This window comes from Streptomyces sp. NBC_01515, assembly GCF_045040345.1.
Classification (GTDB): domain Bacteria; phylum Actinomycetota; class Actinomycetes; order Streptomycetales; family Streptomycetaceae; genus Streptomyces.
On the sequence record NZ_CP109416.1, the window covers coordinates 2,703,771 to 2,717,724 of the forward strand.

The following is a 13,954-nucleotide window of genomic DNA, read 5'->3' on the forward strand; positions in this document are numbered from 1 at the left end:
CGGGTGCCCTGACCATGTGTTCCCGTAGTCGCAGGCCAGCACGCTGCACAAACGCGTTTTTGTGCTGGCCCGGGAATCCGCTAGAGTTCAACTCGTCGCCGCGACGCGCAAGCCGAGCGGAAACGACAAGCGGACGTAGCTCAGTTGGTAGAGCGCAACCTTGCCAAGGTTGAGGTCGCCAGTTCGAACCTGGTCGTCCGCTCGCAGGAAAGTGGGGGATCTTCCCGACCCCCCGCACTCCTGGTGGAGTGGCCGAGAGGCGAGGCAACGGCCTGCAAAGCCGTCTACACGGGTTCAAATCCCGTCTCCACCTCCAAGGACGATTAGCTCAGCGGGAGAGCGCTTCCCTGACACGGAAGAGGTCACTGGTTCAATCCCAGTATCGTCCACTGGTCCGCAAGGATCCCCGCGCGATTAGCTCAGCGGGAGAGCGCTTCCCTGACACGGAAGAGGTCACTGGTTCAATCCCAGTATCGCGCACGCACCGCCCATGATCCCCGGATCGTGGTCCCGAGGACGATTAGCTCAGCGGGAGAGCGCTTCCCTGACACGGAAGAGGTCACTGGTTCAATCCCAGTATCGTCCACACACCGAAGCCCCCGGCGCTCACCGCGACCGGGGGCTTCTTCGTGTGCCAGTGCGTACCGGTCAGCTGGAGAACAGCATGTGGCCGAAGCTCTTGTGCCGGTTGTGGCCGCCGTGACCGCCGTAGTGGCCACCACCGTGACCGCCGCCGTGCGGGGCGCCCCAGGCGGGCGCGGACGGGGCGGGGTAGGCCTGCGGGCCCGGGGGCGGCGGGGCGGGCTGCTGCCACTGGGACTCCACGCGGGTCAGCGCCTCCAGCTCGCCGTAGTCGAGGAAGATCCCCCGGCAGTTGCTGCACTGCTCGATCTGGACACCGTTGCGGTTGTACGTGTGCATCGGCGCATGGCACTTCGGACACTGCATGCTCGGCTCAACTCCTCGCCCGTCGGTACATCTTGGTGTTTCCCCAGGACAGACTCCGTCCGACCCCGGTCGGTTGCACCCTACTTCGCGGATTCGGGCGCCAACTCGGCCGGTACGGAACCCATTCGGTCACACGCGTCCACGACGGCCCGCTCCACCTCGTCGAGTGGCCGGCCGGCTTGGACTGCCTTGACGATCGCCAGGGCGGCGGTCTGGACGGTGAGAGCGCGGGCGGGAACGTCCAGGGCGGGCCACGGGTCGCCGTCCGCGGGAACGGCCGGGCCGCCCGCCTCGCGGTACGCGGTCAGGAAACGGGTCCACTCCTCGGGCGGGAGCAGGCCGCACGCGTACCAGGCGGCGGGGCGGGCGAGGTCCCAGCCGGGGACTCCTACGCCCAGGTCGTCGACGTCGATCAGCAGCCACGGGCCGTCCGGGGCCGGGTGGCGGACGAGTTGGCCGAGGTGCAGGTCGCCGTGGCAGAGGGTGGTGTCGGGCTGGGGTGCCTCCGCGCGGGCCCAGGCGGGGAGCCGTGTCCAGGCGTGCAGGACGGGGGCGGCTGCGGGGTGGGGGCCGGCCTCGCGGAGCCGGGTGATCGCTCGGACCGCCTTGAGGGGGCCTCGCATGGGCGGGAGCGGGGTGGGGGGCGGGGTGCGGTGGAGGTGGGCGAGGAGGGTGGCCGCCGCTTCCCAGGGGGCCGCGTCCGGGTCGTCCGGGTCTACGGGGGTGCCGTACGGCCAGCACGTCACCAAGCGGTCGTGCAGGGGGAGGGCGGTGAGGGCGAGTGGGGGCAGGAGGATGCCGGGGAGGGCCTCGGCCGTGGTGAGGCGGGCGGTGAGGTCGGTGGGGTCCGTGTGCGGGGCGTGGGCCTTCGCGACGGTGTCCTCATGGCGGACGACTGTGCCGTCGGGGCGGTCCGTGAGGGTGGTGGTCGCTCCGCAGGGGCAGGGGGTGGTGCGCGCGTGGGCCGTGGTCCTGGCTCGGGCGGTGAGGTCGGAGAGCAAGGGGGTGCGGGGCATCGCGGTTCCTGGGGGCGGGGGTGCGGGGTGAGGGTTCGTCGTGAGCGTACGTCGTGGTGGGCCTTGGGATTTTCGCCCCCGCCGCCCCTACCCGTCCCATCCTCCAGGGGCTGCCGCCCCTTCCGCCCCGCTTGGGGGCTGCGCCCCCGGACCCCGCTTCGGCCTGAACGGCCTCGTCCTCAAACGCCGGACGGGCTGAGAGGTGATCGGCATCGAGAAAACATCGGTGTTCAAGTCACCAGTCGAAAACTGGCAAAGCAAAGCCGGCGCAGCTCCCCAGCTGCGCCGGCTTTTTTTGCCGTCCGCCGCACCCCCGTCCCCACGGGGTTTCATGGGTTGATGTCCCCGCCCGGACCGCTCTTCCGGGCCTGGGGTCGCCGCTCAGCGCCCCAGCATCACTCCCACGGACGACGCCTGTGTGGCCACGGTCTCCCAGCCGTCGAAGACGACGAGGAGCAGGACCGCCAGGGGAAGTGCCATCAAGGTCGCCACCAGTGGGTGGCGACGGCCCGTGCGGCGGGTGTGGAAGGCCGCGTTGTAAGCCTTGCGTCCCTCTTCGCGGATCAATGCCCGCGGTGCCGTATGGGCCATGGTCCCTCTCCTGACCGTGCTCCGTTGACCTAGCTCAGTTGTCGTTGGCAGCGGCGGGTGTCTGACCTCGGGGGACGAGTGCTGCACCCGCCGCTTGACCTCAAATCTAGGCGTGCGGCGGGTGCGGGTCGTCATGCCCTCGTACCGATTGGCGGGCCTCCCGGAGGATGAGCGATGACCTGCGGAGTACTCCCCTGGGTGGAGACCGGGTCCTACGTCTCGGGGTCTTCCCGGAGGGGTAGTCCGGTGTGCCCCGCTTTCTCTGAGCTGTCCTCGCGCGGGACCGGCTGCTCGACCAGGGCGAGGACCCGGGTCGCCATGAAGCGGGCGGTACGGACGACGGAGCCGCTGCGGGTGACTTCGCTCACTTCCACCACCCCTCGGCGCACCGCCGTCTCCACCCGACGGCCCGCCCTGCTCGCCACCACCTCGTATGTACGTGTTGTGTCGCCGGCGTCCACCACTATCTCGACGCGATCACCCTTCACGCGCTCAATCCCCCTTCTGTGATGGTTGGTTGGGGTCCGATGCGGTGTGAAGTCCTGCTGCTCGCAACGCCTCTGACCACTCTTCAAGTTTCCCACCCGGCACTGACAATCCGTCGGTTCGAGAGGGCGCGGCCTTTGCGCGCGGGCGGCCGTGGAAACGTAAGCTGTCGCTCGTCACACGGACCGGGCAGCGGGGATGAACATGGCGATGATGCGCCTGAGGCGCGAGGACCCGCGCGTCGTCGGCTCGTTCAGGCTTCACAGACGGCTCGGCGCGGGCGGAATGGGCGTCGTCTATCTGGGCTCCGACCGCAAGGGTCAGCGGGTCGCGCTGAAGGTCATCCGGCCGGATCTGGCGGAGGACCAGGAGTTCCGTTCGCGGTTCGCGCGCGAGGTCGGGGCCGCCCGCCGGATTCGCGGTGGGTGCACCGCTCGGCTGGTCGCGGCGGATCTTGAGGCTGATCGGCCGTGGTTCGCCACTCAGTACGTGCCTGGGCCCTCCCTGCATGACAAGGTCGCCGACGAGGGGGCGCTCGGCGCTGCCGAGGTCGCCGCTATCGGGGCCGCCCTGTCCGAGGGCCTCGTCGCGGTGCATGAGGCCGGGGTCGTCCACCGGGATCTCAAGCCGTCGAACATCCTCCTCTCCCCCAAGGGTCCGCGGATCATCGACTTCGGTATCGCCTGGGCGACCGGTGCGTCGACGCTCACGCATGTCGGTACGGCGGTGGGTTCGCCCGGGTTCCTCGCGCCCGAGCAGGTGCGGGGGGCTGCGGTCACTCCGGCCACCGATGTGTTCTCGCTCGGGGCCACGCTCGCTTACGCCTCGACCTCCGACTCGCCCTTCGGGCACGGTAGTTCCGAGGTCATGCTGTACCGCGTGGTGCACGAGGAGGCGCAGCTTCACGGGGTGCCGGACGCGCTCGCGCCGCTCGTCCGCGCGTGCCTCGCGAAGGATCCCGAGGAGCGGCCCAGCACGCTCCAACTGTCCCTGCGGCTCAAGGAGATCGCCGCGCGTGAGGCTCAGGGGATGGCCGATGTGCGGCCGCCGGGGCCGCGTGCGGCGGAGGCGGATCGGCCTACCGGGCGGCTCACCGACAGCTATCCGGAGCAGCAGCGCACCCAGGGGCAGCGGCGGCCGCAGAGTCCTCAGGGCTCTCAGGGGACGCCGGCGCCTCGTGGTGCCGCGCCGTCGTCCCGGGGTGGCGGTGGTCCGTCGCGGGGTGGTGGTAGTCCGTCGCGGGGTGACGGTAGTTCGTCACGTGGGGGTGCGGTGCCGTCCCGGGCCGGTCAGGCGCGGCCGACTCCGGCTGGGCGGAACAACACCCGGTCCGGCAGCGGGAGTCGTCCCGCGCCTCGCAGTGGTGCCGGGCGGACGGGGCCGCGGACCACGGGGACCGGGCGGCGGCCTGCGAATCCGCGGTTGCTGCGGCAGCGGTTGTTCGTGTTCGTCGTGGTGACGTTGCTGGTCGCGCTGGGGATCGCGGTGGCTCAGGGGTGTTCGGGGCCGGCGCATGGGCTTGGGCGTACGGGGCATGGGAGCGTCGTAGGGGCGGATGGTTCGGTTTCGGGCGGGCTGTACGGGGTCGCCGAGTAGCGGGGGTCGGTGGTGGTTTTTTCGCCCCCGCCGCCCCTACCCGTCCCATCCCCAGGGGCTGCCGCCCCTTCCGCCCCGCCCCGGGAGCTCCGCCCCCAGACCCCCATCGGCCTGAACAGCCTCGTCCTCAAACGCCGGACGGGCTGATGGTGGCGACCTGCGCTGGAAAGTGAACGCCGGACGGGCTGAGAACGCCGACCGGCGCTGGAAAGTGAATGCCGGGCGGGCTGAATGGCGGCGGCCTGCCCTGCATGATGAACGCCTACAACCCCGGCAGTACGTCCTCGAAGAACTCCCGGTCCGCGTCGAACGCCGGAGTCATCGTCAGGAACTCCGCCGGTGTCACCCAACGGACCTCCGACACCTCGCCCGGGTCCGGGACGATCGTGCCGTTGCCCGTTTCCGTGGCCGTCCACCAGTGGAGGCGGAAGGTGCCGTCGGCCGCGTCGGACTGCCAGACTTTGGCGAGGGGGGAGACCGTGAGGCCTACCTCCTCCTTGACCTCTCTGACCAGGGCTTCCTCCTGGGTTTCGCCTGGTTCCAGTTTGCCGCTGAGGGGTGCCCAGTAGCCGGCGCGGGCCGAGTCCGGGCCCCGGCGGATGACCAGGACCCGGTCCGCTCGTCGGAGGACGGCGACGATCGCCTCGCGCGGGGCCAAGCCGGCTCCTAGAGTTCGGGGCGGCCGGTGGCCACCGCGTAGAAGGCGACCGCGGCCGCGGCACCCACGTTGAGGGAGTCGACGCCGTGGGCCATGGGGATGCGGACCCATTCGTCGGCGGCGACCAGGGCCTGGGTCGACAGGCCGTCGCCCTCGGCTCCCAGCATCAGGGCTACCCGGTCCATCCGGTGCGGGGCCGCCTCGTCGAGACTCTTCGCCTTTTCGTCGGGGGTGAGGGCCAAGAGCGTGAAGCCCGCCTCTCGGACGGACTCCAGACCCTTGGGCCAGCTGTCCAGGCGGGCGTACGGGACCGAGAAGACCGCGCCCATGGAGACCTTCACGCTGCGGCGGTAGAGCGGGTCCGCGCAGTCCGGGGACAGCAGGACCGCGTCCATGCCCAGTGCCGCCGCCGAGCGGAAGATCGCGCCGATGTTGGTGTGGTCGTTGACCGACTCCATGACGACGACCCGGCGGGTGGTCTGGAGGAGTTCGTCCGCCGTGGGGAGCGGTTTGCGTTGCATGGAGGCGAGTGCGCCTCGGTGGACGTGGTAGCCCGTGACGCGTTCGGCCAGTTCCGGACTGACCGCGTACACCGGGGCCGGGAGTTCGTCTATGACGTCCCGCATGACGTCGACCCACTTCGCGGACAGGAGCATCGAGCGCATCTCGTAGCCCGCGTCCTTGGCCCGTCTGATGACCTTCTCGCCCTCGGCGATGAACAGGCCCTCGGCCGGTTCGCGCTTGCGGCGCAGCTCTACGTCGGTCAGGCCCGTGTAGTCACGCAGGCGCGGGTCGTCGGGATCCTCAACGGTGATGAGATCGGCCACAGGGTGATACTGCCTTGTCCTGGGTGTGGTGCCAACGGCTGGGAACGGGTTGTGTTACCCGGGGTTACGCAGATGCCGCGGATTACTCGGCTGTCCTCGGGCCTACGGCGACGACCGCGCCGATGACGATCACCGCCGGCGGCTTCACGTCCTCGGCGCGTGCCGTCTCGCCGACCGTCGCGAGCGTCGCGTCCACGCGGCGCTGGGCGGCCGTCGTGCCCTCCTGGATCAGGGCGACCGGGGTGTCGGCCGGCTTGCCGTGCGCGATCAGGGTTTCGGCGATCTTTCCGATCTTGTCCACGCCCATGAGGACCACCAGCGTGCCGGTGAGCTTGGCGAGGGACGGCCAGTCGACCAAGGAGCGCTCGTCGTCAGGGGCCACGTGGCCGCTGACCACCGTGAACTCGTGTGCGACCCCTCGATGGGTGACCGGGATGCCCGCGGCGCCCGGTACCGAGATCGAGCTGGAGATGCCGGGGACGACCGTGCACGGAATGCCGGCCTCCGCCAGCGCCTGGACCTCCTCCATGCCACGGCCGTAGACGTAGGGGTCGCCGCCCTTCAGCCGTACGACCGACTTGCCCTGTTTGGCGTGTTCGATCAGGGCGTTGTTGATGGCCTCCTGGGCCATGTACCGGCCGTACGGGATCTTCGCCGCGTCGATCACCTCGACGTGCGGGGGGAGTTCGGCGAGGAGGTCGCGGGGGCCGAGGCGGTCGGCGATGACGACGTCGGCCTCGGCGAGCAGGCGGCGGCCGCGGACCGTGATCAGGTCCGGGTCGCCGGGGCCGCCGCCGACCAGGGCGACGCCCGCGGTGCGGGTGCGGTGGTGCGGGGCGACGAGGGTGCCGTCGCGCAGGCCCGCGACGACCGCGTCACGGATCGCGGCGGTGTGGCGGGGGTCCCGGCCGCGCGCGTTCGTGGTGAGTACGGCGACCGTGACGCCCTCGCTGTGGCCCGTCGCCGGGGTCCATGCGGTGGCCTGGTCGGCGTCGTCGGAGCGGACGCACCAGACGCGGTTCGTCTCCGCTTCGGCGGAGGCCCGGTTGTTCGCTTCCGGGTCCGTGGTGGCGATCAGGGCGTACCAGGCGTTCGCGAGGTCGCCTTCCGCGTACGGGCGGCGCTCCCAGGTGATCTCCCCCGCGTCCGCCATCGCCTCCACGGAGGGGGTCGCCTCGGGGGATACGAGGGTGACGTCCGCGCCCGCCGCGATCAGCGCCGGGAGGCGGCGCTGGGCGACCTGGCCGCCGCCGAGGACGACGACCCTGCGGCCGGTGAGGCGGAGGCCTACGGGGTAGGCGGGGTTTTCGGCCATGAGGGATGCGGCTCCTCTTTTGCGGCGTGGGGTGGCCCTGACGTGCAGATTTTAAGGGCAGGGCGCTACGGCGGCTCGGCCGGTCCAGGGGCTGAGCGGCCTCGCCGACTGCGGGTGCGTGGTCCGTGCCCACCCGTCCCGCCCTGCGGAACGCCTGCCCACGGACCACGCGGGCACGGCGAAGGCTCCCGGAACCGCGGTACCGGAACGCCCTCGCGCCTACTTCTCGGTGACCCCCGCCGAGTCGAACGTCGCCACCTCGTGCATCGCCCGTGCCGTGCTCTGCACCAGCGGCAGGGCCAGCAGCGCGCCCGTGCCCTCGCCGAGGCGGAGGTCCAGGTCGACCAAGGGGCGCAGGCCGAGCTTGTTCAACGCCGCCACGTGACCCGGTTCCGCGCTGCGGTGGCCCGCGATGCAGGCCGCGAGGACCTCGGGGGCGATCGCGCGGGCCACGAGAGCCGCCGCGCCCGCGCTGACGCCGTCCAGGATCACCGGCGTACGCAGGGACGCGCCACCGAGCAACAGGCCGACCATCGCCGCGTGTTCGAAGCCGCCGACCGCGGCGAGGACGCCGATGGGGTCGGCCGGGTCCGGCTGATGGAGCTCGATCGCGCGGCGCACGACCTCCGTCTTGCGGGCCAGGGTCTCGTCGTTGATGCCGGTGCCCCTGCCCGTCACCTCGGCCGGGTCGGTGTCCGTGAACACCGAGATCAGGGCGGCGGACGCGGTGGTGTTCGCGATGCCCATCTCACCGGTGAGCAAAGCCTTGTTGCCGGCCGCAACCAGATCGCGGGCCGTCTCGATGCCCACCTCGATGGCCTGCTTGGCCTCCTCGCGGGACATCGCGGGACCGGTCGTCATGTCGGACGTACCGGCACGGATCTTGCGGGGCAACAGGCCCGGTGTGGCCGGGAGTTCGGAGGCCACGCCGACATCCACGACGCACACCTCGGCGCCCACCTGGCTCGCGAACGCGTTGCAAACCGCGCCGCCGCCAAGGAAGTTGGCGACCATCTGGGCCGTGACCTCCTGCGGCCAAGGGGTGACCCCTTGCGCGTGCACCCCGTGGTCGCCCGCGAAGATCGCGACGGCCGCGGGCTCCGGGATCGGCGGCGGGCACTGCCGGGACAGGCCCGACAGCTGCGCGGAGATGATCTCCAGCATGCCGAGCGAACCCGGCGGCTTCGTCATCCGCTTCTGCCGCTCCCACGCCTCGCCGAGCGCCTTCGCGTCCAGCGGGCGGATACCGGCGACGGTCTCCGCGAGGAGATCGTGCGGGTCCTCGCCGGGCAGCGCCCGACGGCCGTAGGTCTCCTCGTGCACGACCCACGACAGCGGGCGGCGCTTGGACCAGCCGGCCTGCATCAGTTCGGGCTCGTCCGGGAACTCGTCGACGTAGCCGACGCAGAGGTACGCGATGACCTCCAGGTGCTCCGGCAGGCCGAGCGCGCGGACCATCTCGCGCTCGTCGAAGAAGCTGACCCAGCCGACGCCGAGGCCCTCGGCGCGCGCGGCGAGCCAGAGGTTCTCGACGGCGAGCGCGGCGGAGTACGGCGCCATCTGCGGCTGCGTGTGCCGGCCCAGCGTGTGGCGTCCGCCGCGGGTCGGGTCGGCGGTGACGACGATGTTCACCGGGGTGTCGAGGATCGCCTCGATCTTCAGTTCCTTGAACTGCTTCGCCCTGCCCTTGGGCAGCGACTTGGCGTACGCCTCGCGCTGGCTCTGCGCCAGTTCGTGCATGTTCCGGCGGGTGTCCGCGGACCGGATGACCACGAAGTCCCACGGCTGCGAGTGCCCGACGGACGGCGCCGTGTGCGCCGCCTCCAGGACGCGCAGCAGCACGTCGTGCGGGATCGGGTCGCTGCGGAAGCCGTTGCGGATGTCCCGACGCTCCCGCATCACCTTGAGCACGGCCTCGCGCTCGGCGTCGTTGTAGGCGGGCGCGGCAGGGCCGGTGGACTCTCGTACGTCTTCCGCTTCCACTACGGCCGTGCTCTCTTCTTCCTGATCAGCGGCCCGGGTGTCCAGGTCGTCCGCGTGCTGTACGAGTTCCGGGTCTGCCTCACGGGGGGCGGGGACGGCGGCGAAGGGTTCCTCTGTGACACCCGGTTGCTCCTCCGCGGGGAGGACGAGCGGGTGCGGCGGCGTCGGTGCGAGGTGGGGGGTGGTGGGCACGGAGCCCTCCACCGCGACGAAGCGGCCGAGGGAGTCGTCCGGGTGGGGCTGCGGCTGCGACTGCAACTCCGGCTGCGGCTGCGGCTCCAGCGGGGCTTCGGTTGAGAGGAGGGCTTCCTCGGGGGCCGCCGTCTCCGCCACATGAGATTCGGCGGCTACGACAGGCTCGGGGGCCGGTGTTGCTTCGGGCTCGGGCTCGGGCTCGGCGAGAGGTGCGGCTTCGGGGGCGAGAGGTGTCTCAACTTCCTGGAAAGCGGCCGGAGTTGGCTCGGCTTCCTGGATGACCGCCGTCTCGTCGACCGGAGTGATCTCGGGAGCGTGAGGGGCTTCGAGAACCTGGTCGGGGGCGGGGGCGTATACGAGGTTCTCTGCCTGGACTACGACGTCCTCCGCCTCGCCCGGCTCCGGAACGGCTACGGCCTCGGGCTCCTGCACGGGGTCCTGAACCAACACCGGCTCGGGGGCGACTTCCTGCGCGAGTACCTCTTCGGGAGCCTGCGCGAGTAGGGGCTGGGCAACCTGCTCGTTAGCGGCAGCGAACCCGGCGTCGAAGCCCTCTTCGGCTCCCGCCGCAGGAACGGCCTCCGGCAACACCGCGCCCTCAGAAGCGAACGCCTCCTGGGGAACCGGCACGACCTCAGGCTCCGGCGCGACATCGACACCCGGTACGGGAACCGAGGCCGCAAACCGCTCCGGCGCCGACTCCTGCCCGGCATCCACGACAAACGCGGCCGCGGGAACCGGCACAGCCTCGAAGGCACCCGCATCCTCCGGCACGTACCCGGCGTCACCACCATGCCCGTCACCGCCAGGCACGAACCCCGCATCGGAGCCCGGCACCTCCACCTGCGCCTGCACCGGGGCCTGTACATGGTCCTGCACCCACGCCTGGTCCTGCACCGGGGCCTGCTCGGCACCCAACCCCTCGGTGCCCTCCGGCAGTTGACCCACCTCGGCAACACCGACACCGGCGTGCCCGGAGCCCTCCGTGCTCACGTGGGCGAAAGCGACCGCGGGCTCACCGTTGAACGACTGCCCGTGCCCCTGCCACGCCCCGCCCGCGTCGGGAGCCTGCGCCAGGTCGGCGTCCTTGCCGGCGCTCGCGCCCGCGGCCATGACGAGACCCGGCTCGGGCTCCGGCACGACCACCCCGGCGTCCAGGGCCATGGCGATTCCCCCGCCGACGGACTCGCCGACGAGCTGACCCTCCGGTTTGCCAACCGGAACAACCGTTTCCGCTGTCGGCACCCCGGCGCTCACCGGAACCTGGGCGCCCCAGGGAGCCGCGCCCTGCGGGGGCAGGTCGCGGAGCTGGGGTGCGTCGAAGTACTCGGGGCCGGTCGTCGGCGGACCCGCCTGCCGTACCGGCGCCCCGGCGGGACCGCGGTCGGCGAGGGAGCGGACCGGGCTCGCGGAGGTGTCGGGGAGGGGCGGGCCGAGGTGCAGCGGACGGCGCGGCGGGACCGGCGCGGGCGGCGGCGGTGCGGGCAGCCGGACTCCCCCGAGATCGACGGAACCGCTGTCACGCCCGGCCGTCTCATGCGGACCCGGCTCATGTACGGCAGCCTCGTGCGGAGCAGCCTCATGCGGAACCGGCTCGGGCACAGCAGCCTCGTGCGGGACCGGCTCCTGGGCAGCGGCCTCGTACACACCGGGCTCCTGCGCGACAGCCTCGTGCAAGCCCGGCTCGTAGACCGCCGCTTCCTGCGGGGCCGGCTCATGGACCGTCTCGAAAACGGGCTCGGGGGCGGGAGGCGGGACCTCGTTGCCCCAGGCACCCTGGGCGCCCGGGAGGAGCAGCAGGTCTTCGTCCTCGGTGGTGGTCTCGGAGAGGTAGGTGTACGCGCCGTGCGCGGGAACGCCTGGCTGTTCCACCATGCCTGCGTTCTCCGGCAGCCCCTCGGCCGGGATCTGGCCGGTGTCGGTCATGCGTACCCCTCGCCCATCGGTTAGTGCTTCTACGACCCGCTCACCGGGAACGGCGCACCGACCGCCCCGCAGTGGAGAACGAGCGTGCCTGTCCAGCGGCACGAACGACCCGACGTCAAAAGGCGACAAAACCATTTAGACGACAAAGCCATCGACTGGCATTGTCTCGGGCGTTCGGCCGTCGCGACAGCTTGATCCGCGACGGCCCGCTGTGGACTGCGCCACGTTGCGCGTCCTCCGGTTCCGCCGTACCACACTCACCCCAAAACGGGCGGGTTTTCCGGACATTGACGAACGAAGTGCCGGGTCACCCGATGCGGTACAACAGTCCGCCAGCCTACCGCGCGCAGTACGACAACAGGATCACGGGGACGGTACGAGGGGTCAGGAAACGCGCTCCGGAAGAAGGCCGCTGAGCAGGAACGCGACGCTCCGTTCCGTCTCCGTCCAGGCCCTGGTGTCGAGTTCGACGGACTGGAGGAGGGCGCACTCGACCTGGTAGCCGTGCTCCGTGAGGTCGCGGCCGACGAGTTCGGCCTCGTCGCGGGTGGAGGCGTGCGCCACGATGCGCTGCGGGCGCCGGTCGGCGACCGCGGAGACGACGGCCACTCCCCCGCCGCCGACGCGTACTACGTCGGGTTCGGGGAAGTTCTCCAGGATGTGCGGGGCGTCGCCCTGGACGATCTGGAGGTGCACGCCGAAGCTGCGGGCGGCGGAGTCGGTACGGGAGCAGGCCTGGGGATCCCGGTCGACGGCGATGACGGCGGCTCCGGCGCGGGCCGCCTCGATGGCGAAGGCGCCGCTGCCGCAGCCGATGTCCCACACGAGGTCTCCGACGCGCGGGCCGAGGCGGGCGAGCTGGGCGGCCCGGAGCAAGTCCGTCTCGCCTTCGCCCAGTTCACCGCCGTAGGCCTCGGCGGGCAGGGTCCAGCCGCGGGCGACGGCGGCCGGGTCGCGGCCGGCGATCCAGCCCTCGCCCGTGACGGCAGAGACGCCGGGGCCGACCGGGCCGCCCATGACGATCACGACGTTGGGGTCGCGCCAGGTGCGGTCGGCGGCCTTGTCGGAGGTGAGGACGGTGACCTGTTCGTGCTCGGTGCCGAGTTCCTCGCAGATGACGAAGGTGCGGTGGACACCCTCCAACAGCAGGCCGAGTTCGGCGGGGCCGGCGCCCGGTGAGGTGAGAACGGCGACTTTCGTGTGGGCCCGGCACACGTTCACCGCGCGTCGCAGGGTGCGCCTGTGTGCGACGACCACCTGAGCGTCGTCCCAGGGCATCCCGGCGCGGGCGAACGCCGCGGCCACGGAGGAGACGGCGGGGACGACCTCCACCTCCAGGCCGAACTCCGGTGCGCGCAGGGTCCGTACGACTCCGAAGAAGCCGGGGTCCCCGTCCGCGAACACGACCGCCGTGCCGCGGTGCCCGGCGATGCGGCGGGCGGCGAGGGCGACGCTGCCGAGGCGGATGCGCTCGGCGCGCTGCGACACCTCGGGGAGCGCGAGATGGTGGGGGGCGCCGGCCACCAGGGTGGCGGCGCCGAGGGCGGAGCGTGCCGCGGCGGTCAGCGGAGAGCCGTCCCAGCCGATCACCGTGACGCGGTCGGCCATCGTCGTCAGTCTCCAGGGGTAATTCGCAGGTCGTCGGGGAAAGCGGCCCGTACGCGGGCACCGTGAGGGTACCTGGTGCGGCTGGGCGGTGCTCCCTGTGCCGTACCCGCCGAATTCAGTTCCAGTCGGCGAGTGACGTGAAACCGTCGATGTCCGCGAGCTGTTCGGCCGTGCCCTCCAGGTCCTCCGGGAGGAGGCTCCACACGATGAAGTCGGTGCGGACGTCGCTCCAGGTGCCGTCGTCGGCGTGGACATGCACTATGCACGCGTTGCGCAGGACGCCCTCGCTGATGCAGCCGATCTTCTGGGCGACCTGCTGGGAGGCCGTGTTGTCGGCGGCGGTGCGCAGCTCGATGCGCTCCAACTTCTGGTCCCCGAACAGCCATTGGGCGGTCGCGAGCGCCGCCTCGGAGGCGTAGCCCTCGCCGCGGGCCCAGGGGGCGATGATGTACGACAGCTCGGTGGACCGGATGTGCCAGTTCGTCTTGCTCAACTGGACAATGCCGACGAGCCGTTGGGTGAGGAACTCGGTGACGGCGAGGTCGAGGCCGCGCCCCGAAGTGCGTTCGGCGGGCGCGTAGTCGGTGATCCACCGACGGGCGCCGGCCTCGGTGAACGGCTGGGGGACGTCGGTCCAGGCGGCGACCTGTTCGTCGTTCATCATCTCCGTCAGCGCGGGGATGTCGTCCTCGTCGAGGGGCCGGAGCACCAACCGCTCCGTGCTGATGGAGATGTTGGGGAAGGTGCTCGTCATGCGCCGCTCCGTAACCTTCGGAAAATGTTCCGGGCCTACCTGAACTGCCCA

At 71.3% G+C, this 13,954-nt stretch carries 11 protein-coding genes and 5 tRNA genes; 6 read left to right on the forward strand and 10 right to left on the reverse strand.

Translation table 11 applies throughout. The features are described 5' to 3' along the window. Window positions 1-129: 129 nt before the first annotated feature. From OG407_RS11880 to OG407_RS11900, 5 genes are all read left to right on the forward strand, one after another. Window positions 130-202: transfer RNA gene (locus OG407_RS11880), tRNA-Gly, on the forward strand. A 40-nt stretch (window positions 203-242) separates the two neighbouring features. Further along, window positions 243-316, forward strand: a tRNA-Cys gene (locus tag OG407_RS11885). A gap of 1 nt (window position 317) precedes the next feature. Then, window positions 318-389: transfer RNA gene (locus OG407_RS11890), tRNA-Val, on the forward strand. A 19-nt stretch (window positions 390-408) separates the two neighbouring features. Continuing rightward, window positions 409-480, forward strand: a tRNA-Val gene (locus tag OG407_RS11895). Between the two features lie 34 nt (window positions 481-514). Then, window positions 515-586 (forward strand) — tRNA-Val (locus OG407_RS11900). A 62-nt stretch (window positions 587-648) separates the two neighbouring features. Here the strand turns inward: OG407_RS11900 and OG407_RS11905 are convergent. From OG407_RS11905 to OG407_RS11920, 4 genes are all read right to left on the reverse strand, one after another. Next, window positions 649-948, reverse strand: coding sequence for a zf-TFIIB domain-containing protein (locus OG407_RS11905; protein ID WP_405857534.1), 300 nt, complete (start codon window positions 946-948; stop codon window positions 649-651). Between the two features lie 80 nt (window positions 949-1,028). Further along, on the reverse strand, window positions 1,029-1,964 hold the full coding sequence (locus OG407_RS11910; protein WP_405857536.1) for a phosphotransferase family protein: 936 nt from the start codon (window positions 1,962-1,964) through the stop codon (window positions 1,029-1,031). Window positions 1,965-2,345: 381 nt separating this feature from the next. Beyond that, window positions 2,346-2,555: a hypothetical protein gene (locus OG407_RS11915; protein WP_317888187.1), complete on the reverse strand. Its 210-nt coding sequence runs from the start codon at window positions 2,553-2,555 to the stop codon at window positions 2,346-2,348. A gap of 212 nt (window positions 2,556-2,767) precedes the next feature. Next, window positions 2,768-3,043 (reverse strand): hypothetical protein, encoded by a 276-nt coding sequence (locus OG407_RS11920; RefSeq protein ID WP_033282228.1) that lies wholly within the window; start codon window positions 3,041-3,043, stop codon window positions 2,768-2,770. A 196-nt stretch (window positions 3,044-3,239) separates the two neighbouring features. Here OG407_RS11920 and OG407_RS11925 point away from each other — a divergent pair, with 196 nt between their 5' ends. Then, window positions 3,240-4,637, forward strand: a complete 1,398-nt coding sequence (locus OG407_RS11925) for a serine/threonine-protein kinase (RefSeq protein ID WP_405857538.1) — start codon at window positions 3,240-3,242, stop codon at window positions 4,635-4,637. Window positions 4,638-4,899: 262 nt separating this feature from the next. On the opposite strand, the gene OG407_RS11930 is transcribed toward OG407_RS11925, so the two are convergent. From OG407_RS11930 to OG407_RS11955, 6 genes are all read right to left on the reverse strand, one after another. Continuing rightward, window positions 4,900-5,295 carry an NUDIX hydrolase gene (locus OG407_RS11930; protein WP_365308062.1) on the reverse strand — a complete coding sequence of 132 codons (396 nt, stop codon included), beginning with the start codon at window positions 5,293-5,295 and terminating at the stop codon, window positions 4,900-4,902. 8 nt (window positions 5,296-5,303) lie between these two features. Further along, window positions 5,304-6,122 (reverse strand): RNA methyltransferase, encoded by an 819-nt coding sequence (locus OG407_RS11935; protein WP_019059837.1) that lies wholly within the window; start codon window positions 6,120-6,122, stop codon window positions 5,304-5,306. Between the two features lie 82 nt (window positions 6,123-6,204). After that, complete coding sequence (cobA, locus tag OG407_RS11940) at window positions 6,205-7,437, reverse strand: uroporphyrinogen-III C-methyltransferase (RefSeq protein WP_405857540.1); 1,233 nt, start codon at window positions 7,435-7,437, stop codon at window positions 6,205-6,207. A 219-nt stretch (window positions 7,438-7,656) separates the two neighbouring features. Continuing rightward, complete coding sequence (gene cobT, locus OG407_RS11945) at window positions 7,657-11,541, reverse strand: nicotinate-nucleotide--dimethylbenzimidazole phosphoribosyltransferase (protein ID WP_405857542.1); 3,885 nt, start codon at window positions 11,539-11,541, stop codon at window positions 7,657-7,659. Window positions 11,542-11,925: 384 nt separating this feature from the next. Then, window positions 11,926-13,149: a precorrin-6y C5,15-methyltransferase (decarboxylating) subunit CbiE gene (gene cbiE / locus OG407_RS11950; protein WP_405857544.1), complete on the reverse strand. Its 1,224-nt coding sequence runs from the start codon at window positions 13,147-13,149 to the stop codon at window positions 11,926-11,928. A 115-nt stretch (window positions 13,150-13,264) separates the two neighbouring features. Continuing rightward, window positions 13,265-13,903 carry a GNAT family N-acetyltransferase gene (locus OG407_RS11955; RefSeq protein ID WP_405857546.1) on the reverse strand — a complete coding sequence of 213 codons (639 nt, stop codon included), beginning with the start codon at window positions 13,901-13,903 and terminating at the stop codon, window positions 13,265-13,267. Window positions 13,904-13,954 lie beyond the last annotated feature (51 nt).